The organism is Herbidospora sp. RD11066, assembly GCF_054661255.1.
On sequence record NZ_BAAGDO010000222.1, the window covers coordinates 1 to 259 of the forward strand.

Consider the following 259-nt stretch of genomic DNA (forward strand, 5'->3'; position numbering starts at 1 on the left):
CGCCCAGTCAGAAATCTCAAGTCGAACCGCTCAGAACATCTGCCTTGTGGAGACAGGTCTCGCCCGGCTCAGCGCTTCTTCTGCTGCTGCCAGCCGCTGGACTCCTCTTCCGAGCGGGCGGGCTCCGGCTTCTTCTGCAGCTTCTTCTCCTTGGTCAGGCGCGCCTTCTCCTTGCGCGCCTCGCTCTGCTCCTGAAGAGCCTTTTCCTTCATCTTCTCAGTCTTCTTGGAGTGAGTCGCCTCCACCAGCACGCGCTTGT

The 259-nt window shown here is 60.6% G+C and carries 1 protein-coding gene; it reads right to left on the reverse strand.

Annotation, left to right across the window (positions count from 1 at the left end; all coding sequences use genetic code 11):
* Positions 1-68: 68 nt before the first annotated feature.
* The coding region (locus ACYQ78_RS39790) for a hypothetical protein (RefSeq protein WP_459806176.1) at positions 69-259 on the reverse strand (191 nt) is incomplete at its 5' end.